Genomic DNA, 20,959 nt, shown 5'->3' with positions numbered 1-20,959 from the left:
ACCTCGCCGGCCGGCAGGGCAACTCACTGACGGCGGGCACGGGCACCAGTCCCGCCCGCTCGGGCGGAACGCACCACCGGGCCACCGCTGTCCCTGTTCCACTTCCTCGTGAGGACGGTTCCCCATGGCGCTCCAGCCAACCCAGCCCTCGGCACCGACGAGCCTCGTGCCGCCGCACCGCCGCTTCTCCGCGATCCCGGACGCGACGGGCATGTACGACCCGGCGAACGAGAAGGACGCCTGCGGTCTCGCGATGGTCGCGACCCTGCGCGGCACGCCCGGGCACGACATCGTCGACGCGGCCCTCGGTGCGCTCCGGAATCTCGAGCACCGCGGTGCCGTGGGGTCCGACGCTGGCACCGGTGACGGCGCGGGCATCCTGTGCCAGGTGCCCGACGAGTTCCTGCGGGCCGTCGTGCCGTTCGAGCTGCCGGCAGCGGGGGAGTACGCCGTCGGCACCGCCTACCTGCCCCTGGACGACGACGCCCGCCACGCGGTGAAGGGCGCCGTCGAGCGGCTCGCCCGCGAAGAGGGCCTGAAGGTCCTCGGGTGGCGCGAGGTCCCGGTGCGTCCGGAGGTCCTCGGCACGCTGGCCCGTGCCGCGATGCCGGCGTTCGAGCAGCTCTTCGTCGCCTCCATCCGGCACGACGTGCACGGTGCCTCGTGGAGCGGCATCGCGCTGGACCGTCAGGCCTTCCGCCTCCGCAAGCGGGCCGAGCACGACAACGACCTGTACTTCATGTCGCTGTCGAGCCGCACCATGGTCTACAAGGGCATGGTCACGACGCTCCAGCTCGAGCCGTTCTACCCGGACCTCCGCGACGAGCGCTTCGCGTCGAAGCTCGCGATCGTGCACTCGCGCTACTCCACCAACACGTTCCCGTCGTGGCCGCTCGCGCAGCCGTTCCGGACGATCGCCCACAACGGTGAGATCAACACCGTGCGCGGCAACCGCAACTGGATGCGCGCCCGCCAGTCGCAGCTCGAGAGCGAACTGCTCGGCGACATGGCCCCGCTGCTGCCCATCGTGAGCCCGGGGGCGAGCGACTCGGCCTCGTTCGACGAGGTCCTCGAGCTGCTGACCCTGACCGGCCGGACCCTGCCGCACGCCGTGTCGATGATGGTTCCAGAGGCGTGGGAGAACCAGGTCGGGATGGACCCGGACCTCCGCGCGTTCCACGAGTACCACTCGATGCTCATGGAGCCGTGGGACGGCCCCGCCGCGATCACCTTCACCGACGGCTCGCTCGTCGGCGCCACCCTCGACCGCAACGGCCTGCGCCCCGGACGCTTCCTGGTCACCGACGACGGCCTCATCGTGATGGGCTCCGAGACCGGGGTCATCGACGTGCCGGCCGCCAAGGTCGTGCGCAAGGGCCGTCTGCGTCCGGGCCGGATGTTCCTGGTGGACACCGAGGCCGGCCGCATCATCGAGGACGACGAGGTCAAGCGCGAGCTCGCCGCCTCGGGTCCGTGGGGCGACTGGCTCGAAGCCGGACGCATCAACCTCAACGACCTGCCGGAGCGCGAGCACATCGTGCACACCCCGGCGTCGGTCACCCGTCGTCAGCGCGCGTTCGGGTACACCGAGGAAGAAGTCCGGATCCTGCTGCGCCCGATGGCGGCAGCGGGTGCCGAACCCCTGGGCGCGATGGGCTCGGACACTCCGATCGCCGTGCTGTCGGAGCGTCCACGCCTGCTCTTCGACTACTTCACGCAGCAGTTCGCGCAGGTGACCAACCCGCCGCTCGACTCGATCCGCGAGCAGGTCATCACCTCGATGGGGATGGGACTCGGTCCGGAGCGCAACCTGCTCTCCGCCGGTCCCGAGCACGCGAAGCAGATCACGCTCGACTTCCCGGTGATCGACAACGACCAGCTCGCCAAGGTCCAGCACTTCGAGACCGAGTCGGGTCGCCACCTGACCGTCACGATCAAGGGCCTGTACCGCGTCGACGCCGGCAAGAAGGCGATGCAGAAGCGCATCGCCGCCGTGTGCGACGAGGTCGACGCCGCGATCGAGTCCGGCAAGCAGTTCATCGTGCTGTCCGACCGCGACGGCAACTCCGAGCAGGCACCGGTGCCGAGCCTCCTGCTCCTCGCCGCGGTCCACCACCACCTGATCCGCACCGAGCAGCGCATGAAGGTCGGGCTGATCGTCGAAGCCGGCGACGTGCGCGAGGTCCACCACGTGGCGACCCTCATCGGGTACGGCGCCTCGGCGATCAACCCGTACCTGGCGATGGAGACCTGCGAGAACCTGGTCCGCGCCGGCATGATCCCCGGGATCACCCCGGAGCAGGCCGTCAAGAACGTCATCAAGGCGCTCGGCAAGGGCGTGCTGAAGATCATGTCGAAGATGGGCATCTCCACGGTGTCCAGCTACGCCGGTGCGCAGGCGTTCGAGGCCGTCGGGCTCAGCCAGGAGTTCGTCGACAAGTACTTCACGGGCACCTCGTCGATCCTGGGTGGCGTCGACATCGACGTCATCGCCAAGGAGAACGCCGAGCGGCACGCCCAGGCGTACCCGCAGGACGGCGCGGTGCTCTCGCACGAGCGACTGCAGATCGGTGGCGAGTACCAGTGGCGCCGTCAGGGCCCGCCGCACCTGTTCAACCCGGACACGGTGTTCCGCCTGCAGCACGCCACCCGTGCCCGCCGCTACGACATCTTCCGCGAGTACTCGAGCGCCGTGGACGACCAGTCCGAGCAGCTCATGACGCTCCGCGGGCTGTTCCGGTTCAAGCAGGGCGCTCGGAAGCCCATCGCGCTCGACGAGGTCGAGTCGATCGAGTCGATCGTCAAGCGGTTCAACACCGGTGCGATGTCCTACGGGTCCATCTCGAAGGAAGCTCACGAGACGCTCGCCATCGCGATGAACCGACTTGGTGGCCGTTCGAACACGGGTGAGGGCGGCGAGGACGTCGACCGCCTGCTCGACCCCGAGCGCCGCAGCGCGATCAAGCAGGTCGCCTCCGGCCGGTTCGGCGTGACGAGCATGTACCTCACGCACGCCACCGACATCCAGCTCAAGATGGCGCAGGGCGCGAAGCCCGGCGAGGGCGGTCAGCTGCCCCCGGCGAAGGTCTACCCGTGGGTGGCCCGCACCCGGCATGCCACCGCGGGCGTCGGCCTCATCTCGCCGCCGCCGCACCACGACATCTATTCCATCGAGGACCTCAAGCAGCTGATCTTCGACGTCAAGCGCGCCAACCCGGCCGCCCGCGTCCACGTGAAGCTCGTGAGCCAGTCCGGCATCGGTGCGGTCGCGGCCGGCGTGACGAAGGCCCTGGCCGACGTCGTGCTCGTGTCCGGCCACGACGGCGGCACCGGCGCGAGCCCGCTCAACTCGCTCAAGCACGCCGGCACCCCGTGGGAGATCGGCCTGGCCGAGACCCAGCAGACGCTCATGCTGAACGGCATGCGTGACCGCGTCGTCGTGCAGGTGGACGGGCAGATGAAGACCGGACGCGACGTCGTCGTGGCCGCGTTGCTCGGGGCCGAGGAGTACGGCTTCGCGACCGCCCCGCTCGTGGTCGAGGGCTGCATCCTGATGCGCGTCTGCCACCTGGACACCTGCCCGGTCGGCGTCGCCACGCAGAACCCCGAGCTCCGCAAGCGGTTCTCCGGCAAGCCCGAGTTCGTCGTGAACTTCTTCGAGTTCATCGCACAAGAGGTCCGCGAGCTCCTCGCCGAGCTCGGCTTCCGCAGCCTCGACGAGGCCATCGGGCAGACCGACGCGCTCGACGTCGACCGTGCCGTCGAGCACTGGAAGGCGTCGGGCCTCGACCTCGCGCCGGTGCTCAAGGGACCGCACTTCGACGACGCCGAACCGCGCCGCCACCACCGCGAGCAGGACCACGAACTGGACCAGCACTTCGACGTGCAGCTCATCCAGCAGACCGCGGACGTGCTCGACCACGGCGGTTCGATCGCGCTCGACCTGCCCATCCGCAACACCGAGCGCGCCGTCGGCACCATGCTCGGCCACCAGGTGACCCTGCGGCACGGCGAGCACGGCCTGCCGAACGGATCGATCGACGTGACGCTGCGCGGTTCCGCCGGGCAGTCGCTCGGTGCGTTCCTGCCGGCAGGCATCACGCTGCGGCTCATCGGCGACAGCAACGACTACGTCGGCAAGGGGCTCTCCGGCGGCCAGATCGTCGTCCGTCCCGACGCCGGTTCGGGCTTCGACCCGGCCGAGAACGTCATCGCCGGCAACGTCATCGGGTACGGCGCCACCCAGGGCAGCATGTTCATCCGCGGCATCGTAGGCGAGCGCTTCCTGGTGCGGAACTCCGGTGCCACGGCCGTCGTCGAGGGCGTGGGCGACCACGCGCTCGAGTACATGACGGGCGGGCTCGCGCTCATCCTCGGCGAGACCGGCCGGAACCTCGGCGCCGGCATGTCCGGTGGGACGGCGTACGTCCGAGGCCTGCGCCAGGAACACGTGAACACCGACGCACTGGCGTCCGGCGAACTCCGGCTCGAGGCGCTCGACAGCGCCGACGTCGAGATCGTCACCGACCTGCTCACCCGGCACGCCGACGAGACGGGGTCGACGCTCGCGTCCGACCTGCTGGCGTCCGGAGACCTGAGCGACTTCGTCAAGGTGCTGCCGCGCGACTACGCGGCGGTGCTCGAGACGCGCAGACAGGCCGTCGACGAGGGGCTCGACCCCGACGGTGACATCGTTTGGAACAGGATCATGGAGGTGACCGGTGGCTGAGCGTCACGCACGTCCGGAACAGGCAGTGCCCGACACGACCTCGGAGGTGACCGGTGGCTGACCCCAAGGGATTCCTGAAGGTCCAGGAACGCGAACTCCCGCCCCGGCGACCCGTGCCCGTGCGGCTCATGGACTGGAAAGAGGTCTACGAGCAGCAGGAGTCCGGTGTCCTGAAGCGCCAGGCCGGCCGCTGCATGGACTGCGGCGTGCCGTTCTGCCACCAGGGCTGCCCGCTCGGCAACCTGATCCCGGAGTGGAACGACCTGACGTGGCGCGGTGAGGGCCGGCAGGCGATCGAGCGCCTGCACGAGACGAACAACTTCCCGGAGTTCACGGGTCGGCTCTGCCCCGCCCCGTGCGAGTCGTCGTGTGTGCTCGGCATCAACCAGCCCCCGGTGACGATCAAGCAGGTCGAGGTCTCGATCATCGACCAGGCGTTCCAGAACGGCTGGGTCACCCCGCACCCGCCGGAGCGCCTGACGGGCAAGACCGTCGCCGTCGTGGGCTCCGGCCCCGCCGGGCTCGCCGCCGCGCAGCAGCTCACGCGTGCCGGCCACACGGTCGCCGTCTACGAGCGGGACGACCGCATCGGCGGGCTGCTCCGCTACGGCATCCCGGACTTCAAGATGGAGAAGCGCCAGATCGACGCGCGCCTCGCCCAGATGCAGGCCGAGGGCACCCGGTTCCGTGCCGGGGTCGAGATCGGCAAGGACATCACCTGGGACGACCTGAAGTCGCGCTACGACGCGGTCGTGGTCGCCACCGGCGCAACGGTGCCGCGCGACCTGCCGATCCCGGGGCGCGACCTCGAGGGCGTGCACTTCGCCATGGACTACCTGGTCCAGCAGAACAAGGCGAACGCGGGGACGACGGTCGACAACCAGATCACGGCCGAGGGCAAGCACGTCGTCGTCATCGGCGGTGGCGACACCGGTGCGGACTGCATCGGCACCGCCCACCGCCAGGGTGCGCTGAGCGTGACGAACCTGGCGATCGGCAAGCAGCCGCCGCTCGAGCGTCCGTCCGACCAGCCGTGGCCGATGTTCCCGACCGTGTTCGAGATCACGAGCGCGCACGAAGAGGGCGGCGAGCGGCACTTCCTCGCCTCCACCGTCGAGTTCCTGTCGAACGACGCAGGCGAGGTCCGCGCACTGCGGGTCGCCGAGACCGAGTACCTCGACGGCCGGCGGGTCCCGAAGGCGGGCAGCGAGCGGGAGATCCCGGCCGACCTCGTCCTCATCGCGATGGGCTTCACCGGCCCCGAGGCGGACACGATCGAGCCGCAGCTCGGTCTGCCGACCACGGGTTCCGGGGCGCTTGACCGCCGTGCCGACTACGCGACCAACGAGGCCGGTGTGTTCGTCGCCGGCGACGCGGGTCGCGGGCAGTCGCTCATCGTGTGGGCGATCGCCGAGGGCCGTGCCGCGGCCGCCCAGGTCGACGAGTACCTCGAGGGCTCCACGATCCTGCCGGCACCGGTCAAGGCGACCGACCGGGCGATCTCCGTCTGATGTCGGACGATCACGGAATGTCGGACGGCCACCAGATGTCGGGCCGCCGCCAGACGGCGGACCGTCTCCACCAGATGCTCACGCTCCCGTGAGCGTGAGGCCACCAGCACTCGGTAGGGTGCTGGTGGCCTCGCTTCGTTCCGCGCGGCCCCACAGCGCGGAAACCCAAGCTCCATCCACCACCACGAAGGAATCCATTGAGACGCGCAAAGATCGTTTCGACGCTCGGACCGGCAACGTCGGACTACGAGACCGTCAAGGAGATCATCGAAGCGGGCGTCGACGTCGCCCGCCTCAACCTCAGCCACGGTGACTACAGCGTCCACGAGGCCAACTACGTCAACGTCCGTCGTGCCGCCGAAGAACTCGGCAAGCCCGTCGCGATCCTCGTCGACCTGCAGGGTCCGAAGATCCGTCTGGCACGCTTCGCCGACGGTCCGCACGACCTGGCGGTCGGTGACATCTTCACCATCACGACCGAGGACGTCCCCGGCTCGAAGGAGATCTGCGGTACGACGTTCAAGGGCCTGCCGCAGGACGTCAAGCCCGGTGACCCGCTGCTCATCGACGACGGCCGTGTCCGCCTCCGTGTCCTCGACACCGACGGCGTGCGGGTCCGCACCGAGGTCGTCGTCCCCGGCACGGTGTCCAACAACAAGGGCATCAACCTGCCCGGTGTCGCCGTCAACGTCCCCGCGCTGAGCGAGAAGGACGAGGCCGACCTGCGCTGGGCGATCCGCCAGGGCGCCGACCTCATCGCGCTGTCGTTCGTGCGCAACGCGAGCGACGTCGTGCGTGCCCACGAGATCATGGACGAAGAAGGCAAGCGCCTGCCGGTCATCGCCAAGGTCGAGAAGCCCCAGGCCGTCGACGCGCTCGAGGAGATCATCGACGCCTTCGACAGCATCATGGTCGCCCGCGGTGATCTCGGCGTCGAGCTCCCGCTCGAGGCCGTCCCGATCGTGCAGAAGCGCGCCGTCGAGCTGTCCCGCCGCATGGCGAAGCCGGTCATCGTCGCGACGCAGATGCTCGAGTCGATGATCTCGTCGCCGATCCCCACCCGCGCCGAGACGTCCGACGTCGCGAACGCCGTCCTCGACGGTGCCGACGCGGTCATGCTGTCCGGTGAGACGAGCGTCGGTGAGTACCCGGTGCAGACCGTCCGCACCATGGCCCGCATCGTCGAGTCCACCGAGGACCACGGTCTCGAGCGCATCGCCCCGCTCGGCACCAAGCCGCGCACCCTCGGCGGTGCGATCACCCTCGCCGCCGTCGAGATCGCCGAGTTCACCGAGGCGTCGTACCTCTGCGTCTTCACCGAGTCCGGTGACTCGGCCCGCCGCATGTCGCGCCTGCGCCACGGTCTGCCGATCATCGCCTTCACCCCGAACGAGGCCACGCGCCGCCGGATGGCCCTCACCTGGGGTGTCCGTTCGTTCCTGGTGGAGCGGAAGACCCACACCGACGAGCTCTTCTCGCAGGTGGACGACGTCCTCCTCGAGAACGGCCTGGCCGCCCCCGGCGACCGCGTCATCGTGACGGCCGGGTCCCCTCCCGGCATCGAGGGCTCGACGAACGACCTGCGGGTGCACCGGGTGGGCGACGCCCACGCCGAGGCCGCCCCGGCCTACGTCCGGGACTGATCCGAGGATCCGTCGCCACCAGGGCGCGGACTGGAGGCCCGGTGCGAGCAGCGCCGACCGCTTCCGGTCCGCGCCCTGCCGCGTCTCCACGGCCCTGGTGGTGACCGGACGTCGGCCGCAGGCGGCAGGATGGTCGCTGTGAGCCTCCGATCCGACACCCCGGCGCCGCGCGCCGACGTCCGCCGCTGGCGTCGCTACCTGGCCGACGAACGTGCCGAGGCGGCCGTGTACCGCAACCTCGCTGCCTGCCGTTCCGGCGAGGAGCGCGAGATCCTCGCCGCGCTGGCCGAGGCCGAGGGCCGCCACGCCGACCACTGGCTCGACCTGCTCGGCGACGACGTCGGACGGCCGCAGCGGGGGAGCCTGCGCACCCGGGTGCTCGCCGTGCTGGCCAAGCGGTTCGGGTCGGTCTTCGTCCTCGCGCTCATGCAGCGCGCCGAGGACCGCTCGCCGTACGCCGACGACTCGGACGCGACCGCGCGGATGGCCGCCGACGAGCGGATCCACGGCGAGGTCGTGCGCGGGCTCGCGAACCGGGGCCGGATGCGGCTGTCCGGCACGTTCCGGGCGGCGGTGTTCGGCGCGAACGACGGCCTGGTGTCCAACCTGGCGCTCATCATCGGCATCAGTGCCTCTGGGGCCGACCGGCACTTCGTGCTGCTGAGCGGCATCGCCGGCCTGCTCGCCGGCGCGTTGTCGATGGGGGCGGGGGAGTACGTCTCCGTCCGGTCGCAGCGCGAACTGCTCGAGGCGTCCGCGCCGCACCCCGAGGCAGGCAAGGCAGTGTCGGACCTCGACGTCGACGCGAACGAGCTCGCCCTGGTCTACCGCGCGCGCGGGATGTCCGAGGCCGAGGCGACCGAGCACGCCGCGCAGGTGCTGTCCGGCATCGGCGAGCGGCGGCCGGCGACCGGTTCGACCGCGGTCGCGGACGACCACGAGGCGGTCGGTACCGGGCTGAGCGCCGCGGTGTCGAGCTTCTGCTTCTTCGCCTCGGGCGCGATCATCCCGGTGCTGCCGTTCCTGTTCGGCATGCAGGGGTGGCCGGCGATCGCGGTGGCCGGCGGGCTGGTGGGCATCGCCCTGCTCGGCACCGGTGCGGTCGTCGGCGTGCTGAGCGGAGCGTCCCCGGGCAAGCGCGCCTTCCGGCAGCTCGCCATCGGGTTCGGTGCGGCGATCGTCACCTACGCGCTCGGGCTGCTCTTCGGCACCGGGTCGGCCTAGCGGCGGAAGGCGGCGAGCAGCGGCTAGCGGCGGACGGCGGCGCGCGGCGGCAGGAGCAGCAGGGCCGCGGCCCCGACGACGATGAGCGCGATGCCGGCGAAGACCATGAAGACGGTCAGCGCGAGTCCGGGCGCGACGAGCACGACGATGCCCCCGATGATCGACAGCACGCCGCTGACGACGGTCGGGACGCGTGACGACCCCGGGTGGCCGACGAAGCCGCCGACGATCGCGGCGACCCCCTCGATCAGGAACCCGACCCCGGCGAGCACCGCGTAGACGACGAGCGGGATCGCCGGGTCGAGCAGGGTCACGAGCCCCGCGACCGCGACCAGGCCGCCGACGATGCCGGACGTCCACCGCCACACCGGACGGGTGCCGTGCCCCCGCACCGCGGCGAAGACGCGCAGTGCCCCGGCCACGACGAGGTACACGCCGAACAGCAGCGCCACGAGCACGAGCGACGGGCGGGGCCAGACGATGGCCACGATGCCGAGTGCGATGGCGACGACGGCGGTGACGACGACGAACACCCGGAACGTCCTGACGGCACGAGAATCCACGAGCGCTCCTCCCTGATCGCCAGCGCTGGTGTCCAGCACGCTACCCGTCGGAGCCGCGGGCCGTGCAACGACCTGCAACCCCCGCGGTCGTACCGTGCGGATCAGGCGCGCGACTCGTGCGCCCCGACAGCGTCGTCGAAAGGGCACCACCATGACCATCGCACCCTCGCCCACCAGCTACGCCGCACCCGGCGAGCCCGGCTCCCTGGTCGAGTACCGATCCCGGTACGACCACTTCATCGGCGGGGAGTACGTGCCGTCCGCGAGCGGGCAGTACTTCGAGAACCCGACGCCCGTCACGGGCAAGGTGTTCACCGAGGTGGCCCGCGGTGACTCCTCGGACGTCGACCGGGCCGTCGCCGCCGGGTGGAAGGCGTTCCCGGCCTGGGGACGGACAAGCGCGGCCGAACGTGCGATCATCCTCAACAAGATCGCGGACCGCATGGAGGAGCACCTCGAGATGCTCGCCGTCGCCGAGACGTGGGAGAACGGCAAGCCGATCCGCGAGACCCTCGGCGCCGACATCCCGCTCGCGATCGACCACTTCCGGTACTTCGCCGGGGCGATCCGCGCGCAGGAGGGCTCCGCCGGCGAGATCGACCACGACACCGTGGCCTACCACTTCCACGAGCCGCTCGGCGTGGTCGGGCAGATCATCCCCTGGAACTTCCCGATCCTGATGGCGGTGTGGAAGCTCGCACCGGCCCTCGCCGCCGGCAACTGCGTCGTGCTGAAGCCCGCCGAGCAGACCCCGGCGTCCATCCACGTGCTCGTCGAGCTCATCCGCGACCTGCTGCCCGCCGGGGTGCTCAACGTGGTCAACGGCTTCGGCATCGAGGTCGGCGCACCGCTCGCGCAGCACCCGGACATCCGGAAGATCGCCTTCACGGGGGAGACCACCACCGGGCGGCTGATCATGCAGTACGCCTCGCAGAGCCTCATCCCGGTGACGCTCGAGCTCGGCGGCAAGAGCCCGAACGTGTTCTTCCCCGACGTGGCGGCCGAGAAGGACTCCTTCTACGACAAGGCGCTCGAGGGCTTCACGTTCTTCAACCTGAACCAGGGCGAGGTCTGCACGTGTCCGTCCCGGGCACTCGTGGCGAAGGAGATCTACGACGGGTTCGTCGCCGACGGCCTGGAACGCGTCCGTGCCGTCAAGCAGGGCCATCCGCTCGACCTGTCGACGATGATCGGCGCCCAGGCGTCCAACGACCAGCTCGAGAAGATCCTCAGCTACATCGACATCGGCAAGCAGGAGGGCGCGAAGCTCTTGACCGGGGGCGAGCGCGCCGATCTGGGCGGCGAACTCTCCGGCGGCTACTACGTCACGCCGACGGTGTTCGAGGGCGACAACTCGATGCGGATCTTCCAGGAGGAGATCTTCGGGCCCGTGCTCGCGCTGACGTCCTTCAGTGGCTACGACGACGCGATCGCCACGGCCAACGACACCCTGTACGGGCTCGGCGCCGGGGTGTGGAGCCGTGACGTCACGACCCTGTACCGCGCCGGCCGGGACATCCAGGCCGGGCGCGTGTGGTCGAACACGTACCACCAGTACCCGGCGGGTGCGGCCTTCGGCGGCTACAAGCAGTCCGGCATCGGGCGTGAGAACCACAAGATGATGCTCGACCACTACCAGCAGACGAAGAACCTGCTCGTCTCCTACGCCGACGGACCGATGGGCTTCTTCTGATGCCCGACACCGCACGCGTCGCGGTGACGCCGGCGGCGGGGGAGCTCCTGCGGACCCTCACCGCCCGGCACGGCCCGCTGATGTTCCACCAGTCCGGCGGCTGCTGCGACGGCTCGAGTCCGATGTGCTACCCCGTCGGCATGTTCCGGACCGGTCCGGGGGACGTCCTGCTCGGCGCGTTGCAGGTGGACGGCCTCGAGCCGGTCGAGGTCTACATGTCGGTGTCGCAGTTCGAGTACTGGAAGTACACGCACCTGACGATCGACGTGGTCGACGGTCGGGGCGGCGGGTTCTCGGTCGAGGTCCCCGAGGGCAAACGGTTCCTCACCCGGTCGCGGCTGTTCGACGACGCCGAGCTCGCCGATCTCGGCCTGGTCCCGCGGGTGGCCCGGACGTAGGCTGACCGCACGCGTCGCGACGGAGCGGCGGGTGGGGTCGATCGGAGGACGCATGCGCGCACCCGGTCGGCTCCGCCCGCTCGTCGCCGCATCGTGGCAGCGGTCCGCCCGGGTCGACCCCGACGCCACCCCGGTCCTCGCCCTCGGCGACGACGAACTCGACGCCGTCCGGCACGACGGCCCCCTCGCCACCCTGCTGCCGGTGGTCCGCCGGCTGCTGCTCGACGACTCCCGCTCGGCCGGGTGCGTCGTCGCCGTCGCGGACGCCGCGGGTCGTCTCGTCTGGGTCGACGGCGCCCGCTCCACGCGTCGCGCCGCCGAGGACATGGGCTTCGTCCCCGGGGCCGACTGGTCGGAGGACCGCGTCGGCACCAGCGCGCCCGGCACGGCACTGCGCCTCGACCGTCCGGTGCAGATCCGCTCCGACGAGCACTACGCGAACGCCGTCAAGCCGTTCTCGTGCACGGCCGTCCCGGTGCACGACGCGAGCGGTACCACCCTCGGGGTGCTCGACCTGACGGGCGACGACCGCGCCGTCGAGCGGCACACGCTGTCGCTGCTCGCCGCCACGGTCGCCGCAGCCGAGGCCCAACTCGCCCTGGCTGCGGTCCGCCCCCGGGCACGGACACCCCGCGTACCGTCGGCCGAGCTGACCGTGCTCGGGACCGACACCGCCGTGCTCCGGATCGCCGACCGCCGGGTCGAGCTGTCCGCCCGGCACTCCGAACTGCTCGTCGTGCTCGCCGCGCACCCCGCCGGCCTCGCAGCGACCGACCTCGCCGCCGCCGTCTACGGTGACCCGGGCGCGGTCGTCACCCTGCGCGCCGAGGTCGTCCGACTGCGTCGGGTCCTCGCGCAGCACGCGCCGGACGTGACCGTGACGTCGCGTCCGTACCGGGTGACCGGGGTCCGGACCGACGTCGACGGCGTGCTGTCCGCGCTCGAACGCGGGGCGCGCCTCCAGGCCGTCGACCGGTACGCCGGACCGGTCCTGCCGGGCTCCGCCGCACCCGGCGTCGACGCGGTCCGTGACCTGGTGCGGCTGCGGTTCCGCGAGTCGGTCGTCGCCGACGGCGGCGTCGACGCCCTGCTCGCGTGGGCGCGCACCCCGGACGGTGCGACCGACGCGCTCGTGCTGCGCGCGCTGCTCGCGGTGCTGCCGCGGCGGTCGCCCCGACGGGCCGGTCTCGTGGCGGCGATCGAGGCGCTCGAGGGCTCCTGAGACGGTCGACGACGGGCCGGGAGGCGCGGGTCGGGCTGGTAGTGTTGGCCTCCTCGCGAGTGTGGTGGAATCGGCAGACACGGGGCACTCAAAATGCTCTGCCTCACGGCGTGCGGGTTCAAGTCCCGCCACTCGTACGAAATTGCTCACGGCGTGCGGGGCAGTTCGGACCCGCGTCCCGCCACTCGTACCAAACCGGTGGGTCTGGGATACGGCACTTCCGTCGTCTAGTAGGCTTTCGTCCGTGAGTGACACAGAAGCAACAGCACCAGCACCCCGTCGCGTCGTCGTCGCCGAGGACGAGTCGCTCATCCGCCTCGACATCGTGGAGATCCTCCGCGACAACGGGTTCGACGTGGTCGGTGAAGCCGGTGACGGTGAGACCGCCGTCCAGCTCGCGACCGACCTCCGCCCCGACCTCGTCGTGATGGACGTCAAGATGCCCCAGCTCGACGGCATCTCCGCAGCCGAGAAGCTGTCCAAGAACCACATCGCGCCCGTCGTCCTGCTGACGGCGTTCAGCCAGAAGGACCTCGTCGAGCGTGCGACCGAGGCCGGAGCGCTGGCCTACGTGGTCAAGCCCTTCACCCCGAACGACCTGCTCCCCGCGATCGAGATCGCCCTCTCGCGGTACCAGCAGATCATCACGCTCGAGGCCGAGGTCGCCGACCTCGTCGAGCGCTTCGAGACCCGCAAGCTCGTCGACCGCGCCAAGGGCCTGCTGAACGAGAAGATGGGCCTCACCGAGCCCGAGGCGTTCCGCTGGATCCAGAAGGCCTCGATGGACCGCCGCCTGACCATGCACGACGTCGCGAAGGCGATCATCGAGCAGCTCAGCGCCAAGAAGTAGTCAGCGCACCACCGTCGCTCACGGAACGCCGCCGGACCCCCTGGGGTCGGCGGCGTTCCTGCGTCCGGGAGCGGGGCGTGTGCCGCGACCACCTGGCAGGCTGGAGGCATGGACGACGTGGTGATCCGGGCCTCCCGGCCTGACGACATGCCGGCGGTGGCGGACCTGCGGTGGCGGTGGAGCGTCGACGAGGACGGCCGCTCACCGGTGCAGACGCCGGGGGAGTACCGCAGGGCGATGACGGACTTCGCCGCCCGTCACCGGGAGTCGCACCGGTGCGTGGTCGCCGAGCGGGACGGCGTGGTGCTCGGCATTGCGTGGTTGGCGGTCAACCCGCGACCGCCGGCGCCGCACGTCGACGGTGACCGGTTCGCCGCCGAGCTGCAGACGGTATACGTGCACCCGGAGCTGCGCGGTTCCGGCGTCGCCGGACGGCTCGTCACGGCCCTGCTCGAGCTCGCCGACGAACTCGGCGTGGAGCGGACGTCGGTGCACTCGAGCGTGGACGGCGAGCGGCTCTACCGGAGGCTCGGGTTCGGCGACGCCCGCCTGTTGCTGCAGCGGCCGCCCGAGGACTGAGTCCTCGGTCAGTCGGTCAGCGACGCTCGCGGATCATGTTCGTGATCCGGACGGTAGAGCACCGGCGACCCTGGTCGTCGGTCAGGACGATCTCGTGGGTTGTGAGCGTGCCGCCCAGGTGGATGGCGGTGCACGTGCCCGTGACGATGCCGCTCGTGGCGCTCCGGGAGTGCGAGGCGCTGAGCTCGATGCCGACGGCGTAGCGGCCGGGCCCGGCGTGCACGTTCGCGGCCATCGAACCGAGGCTCTCCGCGAGGACGACGTAGGCACCGCCGTGCAGCAGGCCGACCGGCTGGCGGTTGCCCTCGACGGGGATCGAACCGACCGCCCGCTCGGCCGAGAGCTCGGTGATGACCATGCCCATCTTCTCGGCCAGCTCGCCCATGCCGCGTTCGTCGAGGCGGGGATCGATCGTGGTCGATGTGGTGTCGTCGGTCACGGTCTGCGTCGACCTTCCGTGTCAGCGGGCGTCGGTAGGCTGTCCGGGTGTCGGACTCCGCAAAGCCTACCCTCATGGTCATCGACGGCCACTCGCTCGCCTTCCGGGCCTTCTACGCGCTGCCGGTCGACAGCTTCGTGAACCGCGAGGGGCAGCACACCAACGCGATCCACGGATTCATCTCGATGCTGCTGATGCTGCTGCAGCGCGAGAAGCCCACCCACCTGGCGGTGGCGTTCGACATCTCCCGGTTCTCGTTCCGCACCCGCGAGTACGCCGAGTACAAGGGCACCCGCTCCGAGACCCCGGCCGAGTTCAAGGGCCAGATCCCGCTCCTGCAGCAGGCGCTCGAGGCGATGGGCATCACCACCGTCACGAAAGAGGACTACGAGGCCGACGACATCCTCGCGACCCTCTCCAAGCAGGGTGCCGACCAGGGCTTCACGGTCTACGTGGTCTCCGGTGACCGCGACTCGATCCAGCTCGTCAACGACGACGTCACGCTGCTCTACCCGTCCGTCCGCGGTGTCTCCGAGCTCACCCGCTACGACCGCGACAAGGTCTACGAGCGCTACGGCATCGAGCCCCACCAGTACCCGGACATCGCGGCCCTGGTCGGCGAGACCAGCGACAACCTGATCGGCATCGACAAGGTCGGCGAGAAGACCGCGGTCAAGTGGGTGACCCAGTACGGGTCGCTCGACGGCGTCCTCGAGCACGCCGACGAGATCAAGGGCGTCGTCGGCAACAACCTGCGCGAGCAGCGGGACCGGGCGATCCGGAACCGCCGGCTCAACCGCCTGGTCACCGACGTCGAGCTGCCCGTCGGTCCCGCCGACGTCGCGCTCCGCCCGGTCGACGAGACCGCGGTGCGCGAGCTCTTCGCCAAGCTGCAGTTCCGCACGCTGCTCGACCGCGTCTTCAAGGTGGCCGGATCGGGCGACCCGGCCGAGCCGGCGGCCGAGGGCACCGTCACCGACGGCGCGCCGACCCCGCCGCCCGTCAAGACCCTGATCGACGAAGAGCTCGGCTATTGGCTCGAGCGCCGCAACGCGACCGAGGCGGCGAACGGCTACGGCGTCGCGGTCGAGGTCATCGACGGGCGCCTCAGCGCCATCGGCATCGCGACCCACGACGACGCCGTGCTGGTGCCGGGCGGCAGCGGCGCGAAGGACTACGAGCAGCTCTCGGCCTGGTTCGCCTCCGACGCCCCGAAGCACTTCCACGACGCCAAGGCCGCGATCAAGGCGCTCGGCACCGCCGGCTTCGTCGTGAACGGCATCGCCGGCGACGCACGGATCATGGGGTGGCTCGCGCAGCCCGGCAAGCAGGGACAGCCGCTGTCCGACCTCGTCTACCAGGAGCTCGGCGAAGAACTGCCGACGGCCGACCCGAACCAGCTGGTCCCCGAGACCGACCCGGTCAACGTCGGGGTGCACGCGTGGTTCGTGCTCCGCGTCACCACGGCCCTGCGCGCCCGGATCGACGCGTCCTCGCTGCAGGTCCTCGACGACATCGAGCTGCCGCTCGTGTCGGTGCTGGCGGGCATGGAGACCATCGGCGTCGGCATCGACCGCCCGGTGCTGACCGGCCTGTCGAAGGAACTCGGGGAGCGCGCCGCCGAACTCGCGCAGCAGGCCTTCGCCGAGATCGGGCACGAGGTCAACCTCGGATCGCCGAAGCAGCTGCAGGAGGTCCTGTTCACCGAGCTCGCGATGCCGAAGACCCGCAAGACCAAGACCGGGTTCTCGACCGACGCCGCGAGCCTGGCCGACCTGCAGGATCAGCACCCGCACCCGTTCCTCGGGCTCCTGCTGCAGCACCGCGACGCCACGAAGCTCCGGCAGATCGTCGACACGCTCGACGCCGCCGTGGTCGACGGGCGCATCCACACCCGCTACGAGCAGACCGGTACGAGCACCGGCCGGGTCTCGTCGACCGACCCGAACCTGCAGAACATCCCGGTGAAGACGGCCGTCGGTCGCCGGATCCGGTCGGCGTTCGCGGTCGCCGAGCCGTACACGACGCTCGTCACCGCCGACTACTCGCAGATCGAGATGCGCATCATGGCGCACCTCTCCGGCGACCCGGGGCTGATCCAGGCCTTCAACGAGGGCGAGGACCTGCACCGCTTCGTCGGCGCCCGGGTGTTCGGCGTCGACCCGTCCGAGGTCTCCAACGAGATGCGCACCAAGGTCAAGGCGATGTCCTACGGCCTGGCCTACGGGCTGAGCGCCTTCGGTCTGTCGAAGCAGCTGCGCATCGAGCAGTCCGAGGCCCGCACCCTGATGACCGAGTACTTCGCCCGCTTCGGTGCCGTGCGCGACTACCTGCGCAACGTCGTCGAGCAGGCGCGCGAGGACGGCTACACCGAGACGATCTTCGGTCGCCGTCGCCCGTTCCCCGACCTGAAGAGCCCGAACCGGGTCCTGCGCGAGAACGCCGAACGCGCCGCGCTGAACGCCCCGATCCAGGGGTCGGCCGCCGACATCATCAAGATCGCGATGCTCGGGGTCGCCGACGACCTGCGCGAAGGCGAGCTGCAGTCGCACCTGCTGCTCCAGGTGCACGACGAGCTCATCCTCGAGGTCGCGCCCGGGGAGCAGGAGCGTGTCGAGGAGATCCTCCGCACCCGGATGGGCAGCGCAGCCGAGCTGACCGTCCCGCTCGACGTCTCGGTCGGTGTGGGGCCGAACTGGGAGAGCGCCGCCCACTGACCCGGGTGGCTCGGGAGTCCTGCCGACCCGCGGGTCGGTAGGGTCGGGGCATGAGCGAAGAGCGTCCTGTCCGCCAGCCGTCCGCCGTCGACCGCGTCGCCGAGGACTGGGTCACCACCCTCGTCGACCTCGACCCGACGACCGCCACGTACATCGGCGTCCCGGGGCGCACGGGGGAGTACGGCGACACCTCGCCCGCCGGCGCCGCCGCGATGGCCGAGGCCGCGCGCGGTGCGAAGCGTGCGCTCGACGCCGCTCCCGCCGTCGACTCGGTGGACCAGGTGACGAAGGCCGACCTCGGGGCCGAGCTGGACCTGGTGCAGGAGTCGTACGAGCGCAAGCTGCACCTCCGTGACCTCAACGTCATCGCGAGCCCGGCGCAGTCGGTCCGCGAGATCATCGACCTGATGCCGACCGCGACCGAGGGTGACTGGCAGGACATCGCGAGCCGACTGCACGCGCTGCCCGACGCGCTCGAGGGCATCCGTGAGACCCTGCTCGAGGGCACCCGCGAGGACGTCACCCCGGCGAAGCGCCAGGTCGCGCTCATCGCCGAGCAGGCGGCGCGAACCGGCGCCGAGGGCGGGATGTTCCGTCAGCTGGCCGACTCCGCGGCGTTCGAGGGCGACGGCCCCGTGCCGGAGACGCTCCGAGCAGACCTGCACCGCGGTGCCGAGGTCGCCGCGGCGGCCTACCGCTCGTTCGGCCAGTTCCTGGAGCACGAGCTGCTGCCGCTCGCCACCCCCGTCGACGCCGTCGGTCGCGAGGCCTACGAGCTGCACTCGCGCCGGTTCCTCGGCGCGGTCGTCGACCTCGACGAGACGTACGAGTGGGGCCTCGAGGAACTCGCGCGCATGCGGGACGAGCAGGAGCGCATCGCCGACCGCATCGAGTCCGGTGCGAGCGTCGCCCGGGCGATCGAGGTGCTCGACACCGACCCGTCCCGGATCCTGCACGGCACCGACGCCCTGCAGCGGTGGATGCAGGAGACGAGCGACGCGTCGATCGCCGCGATGGCCGGGACCTACTTCGACATCCCTGACCCGATCCGTCGCTTGGAGTGCCGGATCGCCCCCACGCAGGAGGGCGGCATCTACTACAGCGGTCCCTCCGACGACTTCTCCCGTGCCGGCCGCATGTGGTGGTCCGTGCCCGAGGGCGTCACCGAGTTCGGCACCTGGCGCGAGAAGACGACGGTCTACCACGAGGGTGTTCCCGGACACCACCTGCAGATCAGCCAGGGCGTCTACAACCGCGGCGAACTGAACACGTGGCGCCGGCAGCTGTCCGGGTCCTCCGGGCACGTCGAGGGCTGGGCGCTGTACGCCGAACGGCTGATGGAGCAGCTCGGGTTCCTCGACGACGACGGCGACCGGCTCGGCATGCTCGACGGGCAGCGGATGCGGGCGGCGCGCGTCGTGCTCGACATCGGCGTGCACCTGCAGAAGACGAACCCCGACGGCGGCGGCTGGACGTGGGAGTACGCGCTCGACTTCATGGGGCAGAACGTGAACATGGACCCCGCGTTCGTCCGGTTCGAGGTCGCCCGGTACTTCGGGTGGCCGGGGCAGGCCCCCTCGTACAAGGTGGGTCAGCGCGTCTGGGAGTCCATCCGCGACGAGGTCGCCGCCCGCGAGGGAGCCGACTTCGACCTGAAGGCGTTCCACCACCGTGCGCTCTCCCTCGGCAGCATCGGCCTCGACACCCTGCGGACCGCCCTGGTCGGGTGACGCGCCGTCGACACGCCCGGTTGTGGGGCCTCCGCCGGTGCGGTTAGACTTGTGCGGCGCAATCCGCGCCACTCAATCAATCGCCACGGCGGTGCACCACGGGGGCCGAGTCCCCGCACGCCATGGCCCGACTCATGTCCGTTCGGAGCAATCTCTACATGACAACCACTACGACCAAGGCTCCTAAGCAGGTCGCCATCAACGACATCGGTTCGGCTGATGACTTCCTGGCCGAGGTCGAGAAGACCCTGAAGTTCTTCAACGACGGTGATCTCATCTCCGGCACCGTCGTGAAGATCGACCGCGACGAGGTCCTCCTCGACGTCGGTTACAAGACCGAGGGCGTCATCCCCTCGCGCGAGCTCTCGATCAAGCACGACGTCGACCCCAACGAGGTCGTCGAGGTCGGCGACGAGGTCGAGGCCCTGGTTCTCCAGAAGGAGGACAAGGAAGGCCGCCTCATCCTGTCGAAGAAGCGCGCGCAGTACGAGCGTGCGTGGGGCGACGTCGAGAAGATCAAGGAGTCCGACGGCGTCGTGACCGGGACGGTCATCGAGGTCGTCAAGGGCGGTCTCATCGTCGACATCGGCCTCCGTGGCTTCCTCCCCGCCTCGCTCATCGAGCTCCGTCGTGTCCGCGACCTCACGCCGTACCTCGGTCAGGAGATCGAGGCCAAGATCCTCGAGCTCGACAAGAACCGCAACAACGTGGTCCTGTCGCGCCGTGCGCTCCTCGAGCAGACGCAGTCCGAGTCCCGGACGACGTTCCTCAACAACCTCCACAAGGGCCAGGTCCGCAAGGGCATCGTGTCCTCGATCGTCAACTTCGGTGCGTTCGTGGACCTCGGCGGCGTCGACGGCCTCGTCCACGTCTCCGAGCTCAGCTGGAAGCACATCGAGCACGCCAGCGAGGTCGTCGAGGTCGGTCAGGAAGTCACCGTCGAGATCCTCGAGGTCGACCTGGACCGCGAGCGCGTGTCGCTCTCGCTCAAGGCGACGCAGGAGGACCCGTGGCAGGTCTTCGCCCGCACCCACGCGATCGGTCAGATCGCACCGGGCAAGGTCACGAAGCTCGTCCCGTTCGGTGCCTTCGTCCGCGTTGCCGACGGCATCGAGGGCCTCGTTCACATCTCGGAGCTCTCGAACAAGCACGTCGAGCTCGCCGAGCAGGTCGTCTCGGTCAACGACGAGGTCTTCGTCAAGATCATCGACATCGACCTCGACCGTCGCCGCATCTCGCTCAGCCTCAAGCAGGCGAACGAGGGCGTCGACCCGGAGAGCGACGAGTTCGACCCGGCGCTCTACGGCATGCCGACCGAGTACGACGACAAGGGTGACTACAAGTACCCCGAGGGCTTCGACCCGGAGACCAACGAGTGGCTCGAGGGCTACGACACGCAGCGCACCGAGTGGGAGGGCCAGTACGCGGCCGCCCAGGGGCGTTGGGAAGCCCACAAGGCGCAGGTCGCGAAGACCATCGCCGACGAGGCGCAGGGTGGCTTCGACCTCCCGGCCACGGCTTCCTCGTCGTCGTCGACCTCGTCGTTCGCCGGCGAGACGGGTGGCGCGAGCCCCCTGGCCGACGACGCGTCGCTCGCTGCACTCCGCGAGAAGCTCAGCTCGACCAACAACTGATCGAGCGGTTCGTCCCGACCGGAAGCC

At 70.3% G+C, this 20,959-nt stretch carries 14 protein-coding genes and 1 tRNA gene; 13 read left to right on the top strand and 2 right to left on the bottom strand.

The window, feature by feature from the left end:
* Positions 1–124 precede the first annotated feature (124 nt).
* From gltB to DEJ03_RS10470, 4 genes are all read left to right on the top strand, one after another.
* Entirely contained in the window at positions 125–4,729 is a 4,605-nt protein-coding gene (gltB, locus tag DEJ03_RS10485; RefSeq protein WP_375342292.1) for a glutamate synthase large subunit, read from the top strand.
* A gap of 53 nt (positions 4,730–4,782) precedes the next feature.
* On the top strand, positions 4,783–6,240 hold the full coding sequence (locus DEJ03_RS10480) for a glutamate synthase subunit beta (RefSeq protein ID WP_110864561.1): 1,458 nt from the start codon (positions 4,783–4,785) through the stop codon (positions 6,238–6,240).
* 197 nt (positions 6,241–6,437) lie between these two features.
* Complete coding sequence (pyk, locus tag DEJ03_RS10475; protein ID WP_017887208.1) at positions 6,438–7,883, top strand: pyruvate kinase; 1,446 nt, start codon at positions 6,438–6,440, stop codon at positions 7,881–7,883.
* Between the two features lie 129 nt (positions 7,884–8,012).
* Positions 8,013–9,107, top strand: a complete 1,095-nt coding sequence (locus DEJ03_RS10470) for a VIT1/CCC1 transporter family protein (RefSeq protein ID WP_110864560.1) — start codon at positions 8,013–8,015, stop codon at positions 9,105–9,107.
* A gap of 23 nt (positions 9,108–9,130) precedes the next feature.
* Here the strand turns inward: DEJ03_RS10470 and DEJ03_RS10465 are convergent, their stop codons facing one another.
* Positions 9,131–9,670, bottom strand: coding sequence for an HdeD family acid-resistance protein (locus DEJ03_RS10465; protein ID WP_173033968.1), 540 nt, complete (start codon positions 9,668–9,670; stop codon positions 9,131–9,133).
* Between the two features lie 151 nt (positions 9,671–9,821).
* Here DEJ03_RS10465 and DEJ03_RS10460 point away from each other — a divergent pair, with 151 nt between their 5' ends.
* The 6 genes from DEJ03_RS10460 to DEJ03_RS10435 all read left to right on the top strand — a co-directional run bounded on the left by DEJ03_RS10460 (position 9,822) and on the right by DEJ03_RS10435 (position 14,412).
* A complete protein-coding gene (locus DEJ03_RS10460; protein ID WP_110864559.1) occupies positions 9,822–11,363 on the top strand; it encodes an aldehyde dehydrogenase family protein in 1,542 nt (513 codons plus the stop codon).
* Positions 11,363–11,761: a DUF779 domain-containing protein gene (locus DEJ03_RS10455; RefSeq protein WP_110864558.1), complete on the top strand. Its 399-nt coding sequence runs from the start codon at positions 11,363–11,365 to the stop codon at positions 11,759–11,761. The genes DEJ03_RS10460 and DEJ03_RS10455 overlap by 1 nt, the downstream gene beginning before the upstream one ends.
* A 52-nt stretch (positions 11,762–11,813) precedes the next feature.
* Entirely contained in the window at positions 11,814–12,983 is a 1,170-nt protein-coding gene (locus DEJ03_RS10450; RefSeq protein ID WP_110864557.1) for a helix-turn-helix domain-containing protein, read from the top strand.
* A gap of 55 nt (positions 12,984–13,038) precedes the next feature.
* A tRNA-Leu gene (locus tag DEJ03_RS10445) sits at positions 13,039–13,120 on the top strand.
* A 107-nt stretch (positions 13,121–13,227) separates the two neighbouring features.
* Complete coding sequence (locus tag DEJ03_RS10440) at positions 13,228–13,833, top strand: ANTAR domain-containing response regulator (protein WP_017887240.1); 606 nt, start codon at positions 13,228–13,230, stop codon at positions 13,831–13,833.
* A gap of 108 nt (positions 13,834–13,941) precedes the next feature.
* Positions 13,942–14,412 carry a GNAT family N-acetyltransferase gene (locus DEJ03_RS10435; protein ID WP_110864556.1) on the top strand — a complete coding sequence of 157 codons (471 nt, stop codon included), beginning with the start codon at positions 13,942–13,944 and terminating at the stop codon, positions 14,410–14,412.
* A gap of 16 nt (positions 14,413–14,428) precedes the next feature.
* Here DEJ03_RS10435 and DEJ03_RS10430 read toward each other — a convergent pair whose 3' ends face one another.
* Positions 14,429–14,797, bottom strand: coding sequence for a PaaI family thioesterase (locus DEJ03_RS10430; protein ID WP_051596794.1), 369 nt, complete (start codon positions 14,795–14,797; stop codon positions 14,429–14,431).
* Between the two features lie 128 nt (positions 14,798–14,925).
* On the opposite strand from DEJ03_RS10430, the gene polA reads away from it, so the two are divergent.
* From polA to rpsA, 3 genes are all read left to right on the top strand, one after another.
* Positions 14,926–17,568, top strand: a complete 2,643-nt coding sequence (polA, locus tag DEJ03_RS10425; protein WP_258370735.1) for a DNA polymerase I — start codon at positions 14,926–14,928, stop codon at positions 17,566–17,568.
* A gap of 50 nt (positions 17,569–17,618) precedes the next feature.
* Positions 17,619–19,298, top strand: coding sequence for a DUF885 domain-containing protein (locus tag DEJ03_RS10420; RefSeq protein ID WP_110864554.1), 1,680 nt, complete (start codon positions 17,619–17,621; stop codon positions 19,296–19,298).
* A gap of 158 nt (positions 19,299–19,456) precedes the next feature.
* Entirely contained in the window at positions 19,457–20,932 is a 1,476-nt protein-coding gene (gene rpsA, locus DEJ03_RS10415) for a 30S ribosomal protein S1 (protein WP_071403741.1), read from the top strand.
* The last annotated feature ends 27 nt before the right edge of the window (positions 20,933–20,959 follow it).

This window comes from Curtobacterium sp. MCLR17_043, assembly GCF_003224215.1.
Classification (GTDB): Bacteria; Actinomycetota; Actinomycetes; order Actinomycetales; family Microbacteriaceae; genus Curtobacterium; species Curtobacterium flaccumfaciens.
This window is presented reverse-complemented; position numbering and strand designations above follow the sequence as displayed.